This window comes from Pseudomonas agronomica, from assembly GCF_025917275.1.
Taxonomy (GTDB): domain Bacteria; phylum Pseudomonadota; class Gammaproteobacteria; order Pseudomonadales; family Pseudomonadaceae; genus Aquipseudomonas; species Aquipseudomonas agronomica.
The window spans coordinates 1-13,042 of record NZ_JAOSHO010000008.1 but is presented as its reverse complement, the minus strand read 5'-3'; the positions used below and the strand labels follow the sequence as shown (position 1 = coordinate 13,042).

General features: G+C 63.7%; 13 protein-coding genes. 6 read left to right on the top strand and 7 right to left on the bottom strand.

Annotated features, from left to right (window positions below; genetic code table 11):
• Positions 1 to 58 precede the first annotated feature (58 nt).
• Positions 59 to 535, top strand: coding sequence for an SRPBCC family protein (locus OC610_RS01620; protein WP_264426228.1), 477 nt, complete (start codon positions 59 to 61; stop codon positions 533 to 535).
• A 70-nt stretch (positions 536 to 605) separates the two neighbouring features.
• Entirely contained in the window at positions 606 to 1,301 is a 696-nt protein-coding gene (locus tag OC610_RS01615; RefSeq protein WP_264426227.1) for an outer membrane protein, read from the top strand.
• Positions 1,302 to 1,424: 123 nt separating this feature from the next.
• On the opposite strand, the gene OC610_RS01610 is transcribed toward OC610_RS01615, so the two are convergent.
• The 6 genes from OC610_RS01610 to OC610_RS01585 all read right to left on the bottom strand — a co-directional run bounded on the left by OC610_RS01610 (position 1,425) and on the right by OC610_RS01585 (position 8,312).
• Positions 1,425 to 2,594 carry a TIGR03364 family FAD-dependent oxidoreductase gene (locus tag OC610_RS01610; RefSeq protein ID WP_264426226.1) on the bottom strand — a complete coding sequence of 390 codons (1,170 nt, stop codon included), beginning with the start codon at positions 2,592 to 2,594 and terminating at the stop codon, positions 1,425 to 1,427.
• A gap of 68 nt (positions 2,595 to 2,662) precedes the next feature.
• Entirely contained in the window at positions 2,663 to 3,682 is a 1,020-nt protein-coding gene (locus OC610_RS01605) for a putative 2-aminoethylphosphonate ABC transporter substrate-binding protein (RefSeq protein ID WP_264426225.1), read from the bottom strand.
• A gap of 30 nt (positions 3,683 to 3,712) precedes the next feature.
• Positions 3,713 to 4,540 (bottom strand): phosphonoacetaldehyde hydrolase, encoded by an 828-nt coding sequence (phnX, locus tag OC610_RS01600; RefSeq protein WP_264426224.1) that lies wholly within the window; start codon positions 4,538 to 4,540, stop codon positions 3,713 to 3,715.
• Between the two features lie 19 nt (positions 4,541 to 4,559).
• A complete protein-coding gene (locus OC610_RS01595) occupies positions 4,560 to 6,263 on the bottom strand; it encodes a putative 2-aminoethylphosphonate ABC transporter permease subunit (RefSeq protein WP_264426223.1) in 1,704 nt (567 codons plus the stop codon).
• 13 nt (positions 6,264 to 6,276) lie between these two features.
• Positions 6,277 to 7,305 (bottom strand): putative 2-aminoethylphosphonate ABC transporter ATP-binding protein, encoded by a 1,029-nt coding sequence (locus tag OC610_RS01590; protein ID WP_408636517.1) that lies wholly within the window; start codon positions 7,303 to 7,305, stop codon positions 6,277 to 6,279.
• A 143-nt stretch (positions 7,306 to 7,448) separates the two neighbouring features.
• Positions 7,449 to 8,312 (bottom strand): LysR family transcriptional regulator, encoded by an 864-nt coding sequence (locus OC610_RS01585; protein WP_264426221.1) that lies wholly within the window; start codon positions 8,310 to 8,312, stop codon positions 7,449 to 7,451.
• A 159-nt stretch (positions 8,313 to 8,471) separates the two neighbouring features.
• On the opposite strand from OC610_RS01585, the gene OC610_RS01580 reads away from it, so the two are divergent.
• From OC610_RS01580 to phnE, 4 genes are read left to right on the top strand one after another with little or no spacing between them, the layout of a single operon-like run.
• The gene (locus tag OC610_RS01580) at positions 8,472 to 9,323 is read left to right on the top strand and encodes a putative selenate ABC transporter substrate-binding protein (protein WP_264426220.1); all 852 of its coding nucleotides are present in this window, start codon (positions 8,472 to 8,474) and stop codon (positions 9,321 to 9,323) included.
• The gene (locus tag OC610_RS01575; RefSeq protein ID WP_264426219.1) at positions 9,320 to 10,117 is read left to right on the top strand and encodes a phosphonate ABC transporter ATP-binding protein; all 798 of its coding nucleotides are present in this window, start codon (positions 9,320 to 9,322) and stop codon (positions 10,115 to 10,117) included. Before OC610_RS01580 ends, OC610_RS01575 begins: the two co-directional genes overlap by 4 nt.
• A complete protein-coding gene (locus OC610_RS01570; RefSeq protein ID WP_030138865.1) occupies positions 10,111 to 10,938 on the top strand; it encodes a PhnE/PtxC family ABC transporter permease in 828 nt (275 codons plus the stop codon). The genes OC610_RS01575 and OC610_RS01570 overlap by 7 nt, the downstream gene beginning before the upstream one ends.
• Positions 10,935 to 11,702: a phosphonate ABC transporter, permease protein PhnE gene (phnE, locus tag OC610_RS01565; RefSeq protein ID WP_264426218.1), complete on the top strand. Its 768-nt coding sequence runs from the start codon at positions 10,935 to 10,937 to the stop codon at positions 11,700 to 11,702. Before OC610_RS01570 ends, phnE begins: the two co-directional genes overlap by 4 nt.
• Positions 11,703 to 11,718: 16 nt before the next feature.
• Here phnE and OC610_RS01560 read toward each other — a convergent pair whose 3' ends face one another.
• Entirely contained in the window at positions 11,719 to 12,960 is a 1,242-nt protein-coding gene (locus OC610_RS01560; RefSeq protein WP_269807870.1) for an OprD family porin, read from the bottom strand.
• Between the last annotated feature and the right edge of the window lie 82 nt (positions 12,961 to 13,042).

The following is a 13,042-nucleotide window of genomic DNA, read 5'->3' as shown; positions in this document are numbered from 1 at the left end:
GCGTGGCTCGATGCCCAGTTTCGAGCACGACCGTGCCCCCAACAGCCGAGGTAAACCCATGAACGACGTCTACGTACAAGTCATAGTCAAATCACCACCGCCGATCATATGGAAAATATGGAGCAACTTTGCAGAATCGCCACTGTGGGACACCGACGTCCGCCACTGTGAACTCAATGGCCCGTTCCAACCCGGGACGCAGGGCAAATGCGTCCTGAACAATGGCCTGGAAATGCCCTTGAAGCTGGAGTCGGTGCTGCCACAAGAAAGCTATCGCAACAGCGCGAAACTGCTGTGGATGAACCTCGAATTCGATCATCGGCTGCGCAGGCTCTCGCCCAATGAAACCCAGGTGATCCATAGCGCGAAGATTTCCGGCCCCTTGAGCTTTCTGTACCGGGGGCTGATGCGCAAGGCATTGACCGTGGCGATGACCACGGCGTTGAACAACTTGAAGGCGTTGGCTGAGCTGCGAGCGGATGCCGCCCGCACGCCCGAAGGCGATCACGCTGAAACGCACCTGCACCTGGTATGACCCGCTCGGGACGCCATGTCCCGCGCGCGCTACCGCTAACTTTTTTGATAACGGCACATTCGGACCGAGCATGAACCTACTGAAAAACTCTCAATACCTGGCCCTGAGCATCATCGGCATGGGCATCTTCCCGGCGTCCAGCTTCGCCGACACGCTGGGCCCCTATGCCAGCCTGATGGGAGGCGTGAACTGGGTCGCCGACCAGAACCTGACCCAGAACAACCTGGATTTCGTCGAGATGGAATTCAACCAACCCACCCAATCCGGCTATGCCACGGGCCTGGCCTTGGGCTGGCGCTTCCCTGTCGGGCTGAGGCCCGAGGTGGAAGTGAGCTACCGCAAGAACACCCTGACCCAGTTCAATCATCGGGTCTATGAAGGCGGCGGGAGTATCGATGGCGAAGGCGAAGAAAAAGCCACGACGGTAATGGCCAACCTCTGGTACGACGTCTTGAACCTGCCGGCCCCCTTCAATCGTTTCACCCCCTACGTCGGTGGCGGCCTGGGCTATGCCACCCTCACAGTCAGCGGCCTCGAGGCCGGCGGCGTCGAATTCGGCGGCACCCATCGCGACACGGTCTCGGCTTATCAGCTGGGTGCCGGCGTGGGTTACGAGTTCACCGAGAACTGGTCCATGTCGGTGGATTACCGCTGCCTGAAGACCCGCGAGGCGCACTTCGGTGACATCGAGCGCTTGCCCCAGGGCGACGTGAGCACCGAGTACGAGGCCCAATCGGTGATGCTCGGCCTGCGTTACTGGCTCTGATACGACGGACCGGCGCCTTACTCGGCAAGGCGCCGGTCTCGCCAGCAGGCGGCTGCTTCAGATACCGGCAGCCCTGCGCTTCCCTCAGCCCTCACCCCGGCGCTCGCCTTGAGCGTCCACCGATCAAGCCGCGGTGCTGTGCCTCGGGACGATCGGCCCGGCTTCGCCCAACAGTGCGGTGACGGTACGCTCGCCAAGCGCCAGGCCGACGCTCATGCCCAGCCCGGTATGCATCACCACCGCGGTGACGCCGTCTGCAGCTTCAACCACGCTGAACGGCCCCGGCCCACGCGCGCCATAGACGCCCTGCCAGCGTTCCAGCACGTCGACTTCGCCGCCCAAGGTGTCCTGGGCCAGGTCAATCAGGATCCGGTCCACCTGTTCGGCGTTGAACGGCGAGATATCGCTGCCGTAGACGTGGGAATCGCCAATGATCAAGTCACCGTAGGGTGTCGGGCTGATGAGCAAATGGATGCCATGGGCTTCCAGTTCCGGTTGCTGGCTGCGGATCTGCGCGCGGATGGCATCCGCTTCGGGCAGGTCGGCAAAGGCACCGTAATGCACACAACTCAGCCCTGTCAGCAGCGCATGCCGCAGGGCCAGCGGCTGGCGTGGGCGCACGCGCAGCATTTGCAAGCCGCACACCTGCGGTCGCAGCGCGGCGAGTGGCTCGGCCAGCAGCGTCTGGTAGTCATGGCCTGAGCACACGACGATGTGCCTGGCGGTAAACCGACCGGCGCTGGTGACGGCACGGTGGGTCTCGACATCGCGTACCAGCGTCGAGAAATGGAACTCGACGCCCAGTGTCCGGGCCAGATAATCGACGATTTGCGGTAGCGCCTCGCGGGAATACAGCTGTTGGTCATCAAGGCCAAGCAACGCGGCACGATGATGGGCAAAACGACCGTCATACAGGGCCTCCAGCGCATCGCCGCGCAGCAGGTCGGTGCGATAACCCAACTCCGCGCCGCGCCCGTTCACGAACGCTTCGAGCAACGCCTCCTCGGCTTCCGTCCGGGCGAACAGCAACGAGCCTTGCTGATGCAAGTGCAAGCCGGCGGCCTGCCCCAACGTCTTCCACAAACCGTTTGCCTGGCGTGCCAGGTCAAGCATGACACCTGGCGCCTGGCCGCCGACCAGGGCTTGGCCGAAGTTGCGAATCGAGGCACCCAGCGGTGTATGGCTACGCTCGAACACCTTGACCTTGAGACCGCGCTTGGCACCGGCCCAGGCGTGGGCCAGGCCGAGAATGCCAGCGCCGACGACCAGAAGGTCGCAGTCGTGCTCAGACATGAAGACTCCTTGAATTTTCAATGACCAGGTGAGGCCCGCTCGACACCTCGGGCCTTGGAACAGCCGAATTACTGGGCGACAGGCTCGGACTTGCCGTCGTAACGCTTGCGCCACTCGGCCAGGATGTTGTCGCGGTTCTGCGACGCCCAGTTGAAGTCGTTGCGAATCAGCCGTTGCTCATAGTCCGCCGGCAGCTCCGGCAAGCGCTCGGCGATGCCCGGTTGTGCCAGGACGGCGAAGTTGGCTTTGTACAGATCCATGGCCTCGCGACTGGCGGAAAAATCGGCCAGTTTCCTCGCCGCCTCCAGGTGTGGCGTGCCCTTGATCACGGCGGTGGCTTCGATTTCCCAACCCAGGCCTTCGGCGGGCAGCACGATGTCCAGTGGCGCGCCCTTGCGCTTGAGCTGAATGGCCGGGTATTCGAACGAAATACCGATGGGGAACTCACCGGACGCCGCCAATTTGCAGGGCTTGGATCCGGAGTGGGTGTATTGGCCGATGTTGGCGTGCAACTTGTCCATGTAGGCCCAGCCCTTGGCTTCGCCGAATATCTGCAGCCAGGCGCTGACATCCAGGTAGCCGGTGCCCGACGACGCGGGGTTGGGCATCACGATCTTGCCTTGGTACACCGGGTTGGCGAGGTCTTCCCAACGGGTGGGTTTCGGCAACCCGAGCTTTTGCGCCTCTACGGTGTTGAAACAGATGGATGCGGCCCAGACGTCCATGCCCACCCAGGTCGGCGGCGTGTCGGCGTCACGGTAGCTTGCTGCAATCTGGCCCAGGTTCGCCGGGCTGTAGGCGTCCAGCAGGCCTTGCTGTTTGAGGATGGCCAGGCTGGAACCGGCAAGGCCCCAGACCACGTCGGCTTGTGGGCGATCCTTCTCAGCCAGCAGCTTGGCGGTGACGATGCCGGTCGAATCGCGCACCCATTTGATTTCGATGTCTGGGTTCTTCTGCTCAAAGGCTTGTTTGTAGGCCTTGAGCTGCTCGACTTCGAGGGCCGTGTAAACCGTCAGTTCGGTATTCGCCTGGGCTTGAAAAGCACAGGCGGCCAGCAGGCCGGCGGCCAAGGCAGTGCGTTTGGTCATGGTACGGCTCCGTATCGGTCAGTGGGGCTTTCAGGTATGGGACGGCAACATGCCGCGGGCCAGTCGCGCGTTGATGTCATCGATCACGGCGGGCAACTCGGCGATCGTGTCGATCAGGTAATGCGGGCGGCTCGCGGCGAACAGTCCGTCGATGCGCGTACGCTCGGCGGCCAACTGCCGGGCTGGCAGAGCCTGGAATTGTGCCCAGTCAAGCCCAAGGAAATTGCCGGAAAAACGCAGCGCCACGGTCCACATCCCTGCCCTGCGGCCCTCAAGGATGCCGGGCTCGGTGTCATCGACCTTCACGCAGCCGGCCACATCGTCCAGGCCCAGGGCGATGACGTTGGCCAATGCCTGCGCCGGGCCTGGCCGGCCCTTGGGCACGTCGTCGGTGGCCACCAGATGGTCGGGGCTGTAGCCTTTGGTCGCGGCCAATTCGACGACCTTGTCCATGACTTGCCGGGGATAACCGGAACAGCTGCCAATCTTGAGGCCTCGCTGGCGCAGTGCGGCGATGCTTTCCAGCGCGCCGGGGATCAGGTCCGAGTGCTCGGCGACCTTGGCGATCTGCAGCGGCATGAAGCGTTGGTAGATCGCGGTCACGTCGTCGTCGCTCGGCGTGCGCCCGAACCGGCGGACAAATCTTTCGGCCACGGCGGATTGATTGCACAGGGTGCGAATGTGATCCCACTTGCCCATGCCCATCGGGCCACGAGCCTCCTCCAGGCTCAGCTCGATGTCGAAACTGGCGAAAGCTTCGACGAAGATCCGCGTCGGGGCGAACGAACCGAAGTCCACCACGGTGCCCGCCCAATCGAGGATGGCGGCTTGCAGGCGGGTTGGCGTCTGGTAGTGCATCAGAATCTCCAAGAGGTTTTCAAAGACCCGGCGCCGGCTGACGCCAGGCCTGGGAGCGACGCAGCAGGCGCCGCGAGAACGTCGCAAGCAGCAGCGAGACACTGGCCGAGGTCAGCAGGATCAAGGTCGACATCGCGGCGGCCCCTCCTACGTTGCCGGCGTCGTCCATGTTCAGGACCGCCACCGCGGCCAGCACGCTGTCCGGGCTGTACAGGAAAATCGCCGCCGAGACCGTGGTCATCGCCGAGACGAACAAATAGCGGATGATGTCGAGCAAGGCCGGCAGGCACATGGGTAGCGTGACCCGCAGGAAATGCCGCGCCAACGGCACTTTGAGCGCCAGCGCGGCAGCCTCGAATTCGTCGTCGAGCTGGCGCAGGGCCGCGCTGGCCGTCATGTGCGCGGTCGTCAGGAAGTGAGCGACGGTGCACACCACCAACAGCGCCAGGCTGCCGTACAGATTGCCGAGCGGATTGCCCGGCAGATTGAAAAAGAAAACATAGCCAAGGCCCAGGACCAGGCCGGGGACCGCCATGGGCACGAAACTGAGCAGCCGCAGGATTCGGGTCAGTGCGCTCTGGCGGGTTTTCTCGATCAGGTAGGCACCGGTGAAGATCAGTAGGCTGCCGAATAACGCGCTGCACGTGGCCAGCACCAGGCTGTTGCGATAGGCCAGCCAGCCGCCGGGCAAATCGGAAAAGCCGTAGTTGTCCAGCGACAAGGACAAATCGTAGGGCCAGAACTGGACCAGCGATGCGTACACCGCCATGCCGAATACCCCGAGCAACACGCAGCAGACCATTGCCGTCACGCCCAGGAAAGCCGCGTCCCGCCCGGCCGCTGGCCGAGGGTGATAGACCTGGGCGCGGCCGCCCATGGCGTCGCGTTGACTGCGGCGCAGCCACACGTCCACCGCAAAACTGAGCAAGGCCGGCACCAGCAAAATCAGGCCGATCAACGCCCCGCGCCCGAATTGCTGTTGCCCAACGACGGCCTTGTAGGCTTCCAGCGCCAGCACCTGATAGTCACCGCCCACCGTGACCGGCACGCCGAAATCGGTGATGCACAGGGTAAACACCAGGCAGAACGCGGCAAACACACCCTGCCGGCTACCGGGCCAGGTAATGCTGCGAAATGCCCGCCAAGGCGAGGCGCCCATGCTTGAGGCCGCATCGAACAGCCGGGCGTCCGCCAGGGCCAGCGCCGACATCAGCACCATCAATGCGTGGGGAAACGTGTAGATCGCCTGCCCGAGGACGATGCCCCAGAAGCCATAGATGTTGTCCGTCATGAAGCCGCGCAGCAGCCCCTGGTTGCCGAACAGGTAGATAAGAGCGATTCCCGGCAGCATGGACGGTGCCAGCAGCGGCAACAGCGAAATGCCCCGCCATAGCGGCTTGGCGATGATGCAGGTGCGCTGCAACGCATAAGCGAAGGCGTAGGCCAGCGGCACGACGATCATCGCCACGGTCAGAGAAGCCGTCAGGCTGTTGCCCAGCAACCAGCGAAAGTTCGCGCTGGCAAACAATGTCAGTGCGGCGTGCACGCCCCCGCCCTGGCTCGCATCACCGCTGACGGCACGCCACAACATGGCGAGCAGCGGTAGCAGGACCGCCACGACCAGCAAAATGAGCAGCAACCATTGACCGCCGCGAATGAACAGGCGATCGGCAAAATCACCGGCCAACTGGCGTGGCTGGAACACGGTGGGCTTGAGGGTCATCGTGACGTCCATATCAAGCGAACACCTGCAGGCACTGGGGCGGCAGCGCGACTTTCAGGTGGGCGCCGGTCAATGGCGGCATGGCGTGCGGCTCCAGCTCAGCCAACAAACCATGGCCTGGCAGCGCATCGAGTTCGAAGCTCAGCCGGCAGCGATTGCCGAGGAAAGTCAGCTCCCGCAGTTGCGCATCGAACAGGTTGTGTTCCGGAGTGGTCGGATTGACCCGGACCGCTTCCGGACGGCAGAACAGGCGTCCGCGCGGTCCAATATCATTGCCGCCCAGGGTGAGGTTCAGTTCGCCAACCCGCACCTGCCCATCCTGGCCGCGCTCGAAGGGCAGCCAGTTGCCCTGGCCGATGAAATCGGCGACGAAAGCCGTCGCCGGCGCGCGGTAGATCTGTTGCGCGCTGGCAAATTGTTCGACGCGCCCTTGGTTGATCACCGCGATGCGATCGGCCATCAGCATCGCCTCGTCCTGGTTGTGAGTGACCATCAACGTGGTGATGCCCAGGCGCTTTTGCAGCCCGCGCAGCTCGGTGCACAAATGCTCACGCACCCGCGCATCGAGGGCCGACATCGGTTCGTCGAGCAGCAACAGCGAGGGCGCCGGGGCCAAGGCACGGGCCAGGGCGACCCGTTGCTGCTGGCCGCCGGAAAGCTGGCCGGGGTACTTTTTCTCGCTGCCACACAGCCCGACGAGATCAAGCATCTCATTGACCCGGCCACGAATGGTCTCGCGGCTATTACCCGCCAACCCGTAACCGACGTTCTGCTCCACCGTGAGGTTGGGAAACAGCGCGTAGGACTGGAACAGGATGCCGTAGTCCCGCGCTTGCGGCGCCAGGCTGGAGACATCCCGCGCGCCGATCATGAGGGTGCCGTGATCCTGCCGTTCCAGGCCGGCGATGCAGCGCAGCAATGTGGTCTTGCCGCAGCCGGACGGCCCGAGCAGGCACACCAGCTCACCGGCGGCAATGTCCAGCGATACCCCATCCAGTGCCTTGAAGGCACCGAAGCTTTTATGGATGTCGCGTATCTGCATGTCTACGGAGTGTGTTCTGGTCATGACGTTACCTCGATGAGCGGTCAGCTCGACGAGGGTCATGGTAGGCAGGCAGTACGAAGGCTTGATTGCAGTTGGCTAAAAGCTGCCGATAGTGCCATCGGCAAATTTGCGTAGCCGGCTCAGGACTCGGCCGTTTCCCGTGCCAGGCCAAGGAACGCCGAAGGCAGCCGAGCCTGGCGGCGCTCCTTCAGGCAATAGAGGTACTCGGCGATCAATGGCGCGCCCTCCAGCTCCACCACCTTGAGCTGCGGGTTCTCCGGTACCTCATGACGGGCGATGACGCTGATGCCGATGTTGCGCAGGACCGCTTCACGAATGGACTCGCGGCTGCCGATCTCCAGCAGCGGCCCGGTCACCACGCCGGCCTCGTGTAACAGCGCAATGGTGAGCGCGCGGGTGGTCGAACCCTTTTCACGCATCAGCAGGCAGTGCCCGGCCAACGCGCTGGGCACCACACGATCATGGCCCGCCAGCGGATGGCTGCGGTGCACCGCCACGACGAGAGGGTCGTGGCCCAATACCAATCGGGTCAGGCGGGAATCTTCCACCCGTTGCGAGGACGCGGCCAGGTCCACGCGGTACTCTTCCAGCGCCTCGATGACCTGCAGTGAGTTGCCGATTTCCAGGGTCACTTCGCATTGGGGAAATTGCTCGCGAAAGCCCTTGATGATATCGAGCACGTAATACGGAGCCGTGGCGCCGATTCGCAGCGTGCCTTGCACCTGGCCGCTGTTGCGCAGGAAAAACTCGATGTCGGCTTCCTGCTGCAACAGCTTCTGCACCATCGGCAGCAGCTGCGCACCTTCGTCGCTGAGCGTCAGCCGGCGACCGCCGCGAAAGAATAGTTCGACGCCATACTGGGCCTCCAGATTGCGAATCTGCGTGGTCACCGTTGGCTGGCTCAGCCCCAGTTTCTTGGCCGCCTGGGTGACGCTGGCCAGGCGGGCGACCATATGGAAAGACTTCAGCTCGGCGCTGAGCATGTCGTGGATGCTCCAGAAAGAGGATGGGGGCAAGCGACTATAAAGATTTACCTGATCACCGGAAACGATCAAAATCGCCCCACTCGTCTACCCTCACAACGCGCCCGGCAAGAATGCCGGGTGCTTGAATAGTCTTGCTTCCATGCACCGGAGATTTCCATGCTCAAGCGTACCCTGGCGTTGGCCGTCGGTTTCACCCTGTCCTGTTGCGCCGTCCTGGCGCAGGCCGCCGACACCTTGAAAGTCAGCGCAATCCCTGACGAGGCGCCAACCGAACTGCTGCGCAAGTTCAAGCCGCTGGGGGCTTACCTGGAACGGCAGACCGGCATGAAAGTCGAGTTCGTCCCGGTGAGCGATTACCCGGCCGTGGTCGAAGCGCTCGCCACCGACCGGATCGACCTGGCCTGGCTGGGCGGTTTCACCTTCGTGCAGGCCCGCCTGAAGACCGGCAACGCCATCCCCCTGGTCCAGCGTGAGCAGGACGCCCAGTTCACCAGCAAGTTCATCACCGCCGACCCGGCCGTGAAGTCCCTGGCCGACCTCAAGGGCAAGAGCTTCGCCTTCGGCTCGATCTCATCCACCTCGGGCAGCCTGATGCCGCGCTATTTCATGCTCCAGGACGGCATCAAGCCGGAAACCTACTTCAGCCGCGTCGGCTACTCGGGCGCCCATGACGCGACCGCCGCCTGGGTCCAGGCGGGCAAGGTCGATGCCGGCGTGCTCAACGCCAGCGTCTGGGAAAAACTGGTGGCCGCCGGCAAGGTCGATACCAGCAAGGTCAAGGTATTCGCCACCACCCCGGCGTACTTCGACTACAACTGGACCGTGCGCGGCACCCTCGACCCAGCGCTCGCGGCCAAGCTCAAGGCAGCGTTCCTGGCGCTCGACCCGGCGAATCCGGAAGACAAGGAAATCCTCGACCTGCAAGCCGCCAGCCGCTTCATCGAAACCAAGCCCGAGAACTACAAGGGCATCGAAGAAGCCGCTCGCGCCGCCGATCTGCTGAAATGACATTGCGCTTGACCCAGGCCAGCGTCATTCACGCCAACGGCGCTCACGCGTTGCGGGGCATGGACTTGCACATCGAGGCGGGTGAACAGGTCGCCATCATCGGCCCGTCCGGCGCTGGCAAGTCCAGCCTGCTCAATGTCCTGGCGACGGCCCTGCGGCCGGGTAACGGTGAGGTGCAGGTGTTGGGCGAGCGTGTCTGGCACCTGTCGGCCCGCCAGCGTCAACGCCTGCGCGCACGCATTGGCCTGATTCATCAAGCGCCGCCACTGCCGCCGCGCCAACGGGTGGTCACGGCGGTGTTGGCCGGCAAACTTGGCCAATGGGGCATGGGCAAGAGCCTGCTCAACCTGCTGCATCCACTGGACATTCCGGGGGCGCGGGCAGCGCTGGCGCGCTTGGACCTGGGCGACAAGTTGTTCGCCCAATGCCAGCAGCTATCCGGTGGCCAACTGCAACGCGTCGGCATCGCGCGGGTGCTGTACCAAGCGCCCGAGGTGTTGCTGGCGGATGAACCGGTGTCGGCGATGGACCCGGTCCTGGCCGAACACACCCTTTCGGTGCTCTGCCAGCATGCCCGGGAACACGCCGTGACCCTGGTCACCAGCCTGCACGCCGTGGAACTGGCGCTGGCGCATTTCTCGCGGATCATCGGCCTGCGTGACGGCCAGATCCTTTTCGATTTGCCCACTGAAGCCGTCGACCGCAAGCGGCTTGACGCGCTTTATGCCAACGAGCAACTGGCATCCATCTCGAACCCTCCTCCCCCTTCGAGCGTGCAGATTCCGCGATGCTGAAGCACGACGTCCGGGACCCTGCTGCCCGCCCTCGCCTGCTCCTCGGCCTTTTGGCCGTCGCCCTGCTGTGGCCGGGCATTCATTTCAGCGAGTTGGACCTGCGCGTATTGCTGGCCAGCGACAGCCAGAGCGAAATGGGTCGGTTCGTCGCGGCATTCTGGCCGCCGGCCCATGACGAAGCGTTCATCGAGCTGCTGCTGCAGGCCACGTTGCAGACCATTGCGATTGCCACGGCCGGCATGGCCCTGGCGCTGCTGTTGGCGGTTCCCGCGAGCCTGCTCGCCAGTCGTGCGTTGTCATTGTCGGCCGCCTACCGCGCCGGCAGGCCCGGCCTTTGGGGCCAGTGGCTGCGTTGGCCGGTCCGTGGCCTGCTCATTTTCCTGCGCAGCGTGCCGGAGATCGTCTGGGCCTTGCTCTTCGTCCGGGCCGTCGGTCTTGGCCCTACCGCCGGGGTATTGGCCATCGCCATTACTTACAGCGGGATGCTGGGCAAGGTCTATGCGGAAATCTTCGAGTCGGTCGACCAGCGTCCGGCACACGCGCTGATGCAAGCCGGCAGCGGTCGGCTCGCAGCGTTCTGCTACGGGATCTTGCCCAATGTCGTGGCCGAACTGCTGTCGTACACCGTGTACCGCTGGGAATGCGCCATTCGCGCCTCGGTGGTGATGGGCTTCGTCGGTGCCGGCGGCCTCGGCCAGCAGATGGACCTCTCGTTGCGCATGTTCGCGGGCGGTGAAGTCGCCAGCCTGTTGCTGACCTTCCTGGTGCTGGTGCTGCTCGCCGACCAGCTCAGCCGCCTGTTGCGCTGGAGGCTGGCATGAATCGCCTGCTCAACGTGCTTTTGCTGCTGGGCCTCGGCGCGGCGGTAGTTGCCTCGTTTGTCTATCTGGGTATCGACCTGGCCGCGCTCGGTGACCACTCGAACCTCAAGCAAATGAGCGCTTATGCGCAGCGTTTTCTCACGCCCGACCTGAGCCCTGCCTATCTGAAAGCGATCGGTCACGGCATGCTGGAAACCATCGCCATGTCCGCCCTCGGCACGCTGCTCGCGGCGGTACTGGGCCTGGTGTTGGCGCTGCCGGCCGCCGGGCGACTTGGCTGGCCTTTGCGAAGCGCCTCTCGGCTGATCCTGAATGCCTTGCGCGCGGTGCCAGAGCTGGTCTGGGCTGCATTGATGGTCTTTGCCGCCGGGCTCGGCCCCAACGCCGGGACACTGGCGTTGGCCTTGCACACCGTCGGCGTGCTCGGCCGGCTGTTTGCCGAAGCGCTGGAAAACACCCCGCCACAACCCGCCGACGCCATTCGCCTGCAAGGCGGCAGCGCGCTGTGGGCGTTTTGCTACGGCACGCTGCCCAACCTGATGCCGCAACTGCTGGCCTACACCTTGTACCGCTGGGAAAACAACATCCGCATGGCCAGCGTGCTGGGGTTCGTCGGCGCCGGCGGCCTGGGCCAGATGCTCTACGTCAGCCTCAGCCTGTTCCAGGAAGCCCAAGGCAGCACGGTGATCCTGGCGATGTTGCTGCTGGTCTTCACCGTCGATACGTTGAGCAGTTGGAGCCGTCAGCGCTGGGTCAAGGCCTGACAGTCCAGGCGGGCCGTCACCACAACGCCATCGTATAGCTGACGATTAGCCGGTTCTCATCCAGGTCATTGCCGAAGTTCGAGCGCACCGTCGCATTGCGCCACTTGAATCCCAGCCCCTTGAAAGTGCCGTCCTGGATCACGTAGGCGATGTCGGTGTTGCGCTCCCATTCCTCACCCTCCCCCGGCGCGGCGCGCTGCACGTTATCGCCGCTGATGTAGCGAGTCATGAAGGTCAGGCCCGGCACACCGAGGGCGGCAAAGTTGTAGTCGTAGCGAGCTTGCCACGAGCGTTCGTCGATGTTGGCGAAGTCGCCGATCTGCACGAAGTTGACCAGGTACGGATCGCTGCGGGAGATGTAGGGAAACGGATCGTCGCCGCTCATGCGCTGATAACCCAAGCCGAGTGCATGGCCGCCCAGGCTGTAGGTGAACAGCGCGCCGAATGCCTGGTTGTCGATCTTGCGGAAGCTGCCGTCCTCGGTGCTGCGGGAATAACGCGCGTCACTCTTCAATGACTGGCCGGCGCCCAGGTCCAGGGTATGGACGAAACCCAGGTAGTTCTGCTGATAGATATCCTCCAGCTTGCCGTAGCGGTATTGCGCCGTGAGGTTGGGCAGGAACTGGTAGTCGGCGCCGGTGAACTGGAACTTGTCACTGGTGCCGCCAATGCGGTTGGCGGTCATGTCCTGGTAGTCGGTGGAATCGACAAGATTGATCTGGGTGAGCTGTCCGGCGGTGAGTTTCAAGCGGTCGATTTCCTGCACGTTCAACAGCCCGCCCTTGAAGGTGCTCGGCAGCAGGCGCGTATCGTTGGAATTCACCATCGGATCCTTGATTTGTAAGGTGCCGACTTTCAGGGTGCTATTGGACATGCGCATCTTCGCGGTCAGGTCGACTTCACCGTAGCGGTCCTGGGAGCCGCCGGACAAATCCGCCGGCAGCAGGTTCGTGCCCGCCGTGCCACCGCCGGAGTCCAGTTTGAAACCGGCCATCGCCAAGGCGTCCAGACCGAACCCCACGGTGCCGGCGGTGTACCCCGACTCCATGCGCAGCAGGAAGCCCTGCGCCCACTCCTCGGCCTTGTCCCGGGCGCCTTCTTGCCTGAAATCGCGGTTGAAATAAAAGTTGCGGGCTTCCAGGCTGGCCTTGCTGTCGGCGATGAAATCGGCGTGGGCCATCGGCGCGCCGATCAGGCCCAGGCCGAGCAAGGGACCGACTGGTGAACGGCTCCAGCGGATGTCGATGAAACGGGGCATGGCGTGCTCCTTTTTATGAGCGCGAACGATCCCTTCGGGGACGGCGTACGCGCCTCGTTTATTGTTGGGGGCAGTGCTTGTA

What these genes read in the sequence shown, in the direction of transcription:
- OC610_RS01560 (WP_269807870.1), bottom strand. Translation starts at nt 12,960, where the DNA reads ATGCCCCGTTTCATCGACATCCGCTGGAGCCGTTCACCAGTCGGTCCC.
- OC610_RS01595 (WP_264426223.1), bottom strand. Translation starts at nt 6,263, where the DNA reads ATGACCCTCAAGCCCACCGTGTTCCAGCCACGCCAGTTGGCCGGTGAT.
- OC610_RS01620 (WP_264426228.1), top strand. Translation starts at nt 59, where the DNA reads ATGAACGACGTCTACGTACAAGTCATAGTCAAATCACCACCGCCGATC.
- OC610_RS01605 (WP_264426225.1), bottom strand. Translation starts at nt 3,682, where the DNA reads ATGACCAAACGCACTGCCTTGGCCGCCGGCCTGCTGGCCGCCTGTGCT.
- OC610_RS01615 (WP_264426227.1), top strand. Translation starts at nt 606, where the DNA reads ATGAACCTACTGAAAAACTCTCAATACCTGGCCCTGAGCATCATCGGC.
- OC610_RS01610 (WP_264426226.1), bottom strand. Translation starts at nt 2,594, where the DNA reads ATGTCTGAGCACGACTGCGACCTTCTGGTCGTCGGCGCTGGCATTCTC.
- OC610_RS01585 (WP_264426221.1), bottom strand. Translation starts at nt 8,312, where the DNA reads ATGCTCAGCGCCGAGCTGAAGTCTTTCCATATGGTCGCCCGCCTGGCC.
- OC610_RS01590 (WP_408636517.1), bottom strand. Translation starts at nt 7,305, where the DNA reads ATGCAGATACGCGACATCCATAAAAGCTTCGGTGCCTTCAAGGCACTG.
- OC610_RS01570 (WP_030138865.1), top strand. Translation starts at nt 10,111, where the DNA reads ATGCTGAAGCACGACGTCCGGGACCCTGCTGCCCGCCCTCGCCTGCTC.
- phnE (WP_264426218.1), top strand. Translation starts at nt 10,935, where the DNA reads ATGAATCGCCTGCTCAACGTGCTTTTGCTGCTGGGCCTCGGCGCGGCG.
- phnX (WP_264426224.1), bottom strand. Translation starts at nt 4,540, where the DNA reads ATGCACTACCAGACGCCAACCCGCCTGCAAGCCGCCATCCTCGATTGG.
- OC610_RS01580 (WP_264426220.1), top strand. Translation starts at nt 8,472, where the DNA reads ATGCTCAAGCGTACCCTGGCGTTGGCCGTCGGTTTCACCCTGTCCTGT.
- OC610_RS01575 (WP_264426219.1), top strand. Translation starts at nt 9,320, where the DNA reads ATGACATTGCGCTTGACCCAGGCCAGCGTCATTCACGCCAACGGCGCT.